3 protein-coding genes are annotated in these 1149 nt (G+C 63.3%); all 3 read left to right on the forward strand.

The window, feature by feature from the left end; translation table 11 throughout:
* Positions 1-257: SDR family oxidoreductase (locus ABT116_RS48760; protein WP_351648011.1), on the forward strand; the 257-nt coding region annotated here is incomplete at its 5' end.
* Entirely contained in the window at positions 254-787 is a 534-nt protein-coding gene (locus ABT116_RS48765; protein ID WP_298774033.1) for a carboxymuconolactone decarboxylase family protein, read from the forward strand. The genes ABT116_RS48760 and ABT116_RS48765, both read left to right, overlap by 4 nt.
* Before the next feature lie 76 nt (positions 788-863).
* The coding region (locus ABT116_RS48770) for a GntR family transcriptional regulator (RefSeq protein ID WP_351648013.1) at positions 864-1149 on the forward strand (286 nt) is incomplete at its 3' end.

Consider the following 1149-nt stretch of genomic DNA (forward strand, 5'->3'; position numbering starts at 1 on the left):
AACACCTCGGCACCAAGGTGGGCGTCGCGTATATCGGCGACATCGACACCGATACCACCGCACTGTCGTTCGACGGCGCTCGCGGAACCCTCGCCAGCGCCGGCACCACGACCGTCGCCGACGCCGTCGACGCGTTCGAGCGCGGTATCGTCGGCCGGAAGTCACGCGTACACGCGCCCCGCCGCAGCGCTGCGGTTCGCCACATCGCGCAACGAGCTATCGACCTCCGTCCCTCTCACATCCGTGGAGTCGCATGAACCCCCGCATCCCGCCCGGCCGATTCAAGGACCTCGGTCCGATCAACTGGGGAATCTGGCGTGTCCTGTCGAAGGCTGCCGGAGCACCCGATGCGCATCTGTTCAGCACCTTGGGGCGCACGGGCGGACTCTTCCGCGGTTGGCTCCACTACTCCGGCTCACTCATGCCCGGCGGCAAGATCTCTCGGCACGACACCGAACTGATCATCCTGCGGGTCGCACATCTGCGGGACTGCGGTTACGAGATCGATCACCACATCAGGCTCGGCCGCAAAGCCGGAATCGACGCAGAAGAACTGGCCCGGATCATCGAGGGGCCTGGCGCTTCCGAGTTGAGTCCGCGTCACCGTGCGATCTTGACTGCGGTAGACGAGTTGGTCACCACCAAGGACATCACCGACAACACGTGGGGAACGCTCTCGCAGCATCTCGACGATCGTCGGTTGATCGAATTCACCTTGCTGGTCACTCAGTACGACGGCCTGGCCACCACGATCGGAACCTTGCGGGTTCAGCGCGACTTCTCCTGAAGTTCCGCGGCGGCCGTAACTCAGCTCTAACCCGAAGACATCTGGACGAAACACCTGATCAATAGCGTATACAGGTATGTCGACAGGGATGAATACGGCTCCGGAGCCACTGCGTGAGGTGGTCTACCGGGAACTACGCACCGAACTGGTCAACGGGACCATCGGGTTCGATCAGCGCCTGACGGAACCGAAACTCTCCACGCGTTTCGGCATTTCTCGCACACCAGTAGACCGCCTGGTGCGCTACGCCGAGTTCCACGCGGCGGTCGGCGAGGCGGACGGTCACAGGGACGGAAAACGGCTCGCTCACGGCTTTCCCTTCTCGCACCGGATCTCTCCCACCGGACTCTCGTGCACTGCAC

This window comes from Streptomyces sp. NPDC002130 (assembly GCF_040296465.1).
Lineage (GTDB): Bacteria > Actinomycetota > Actinomycetes > Streptomycetales > Streptomycetaceae > Streptomyces.

Excerpts from the sequence above, each read along its gene's own strand:
- ABT116_RS48765 (WP_298774033.1), top strand. The coding sequence starts at position 254 with ATGAACCCCCGCATCCCGCCCGGCCGATTCAAGGACCTCGGTCCGATC.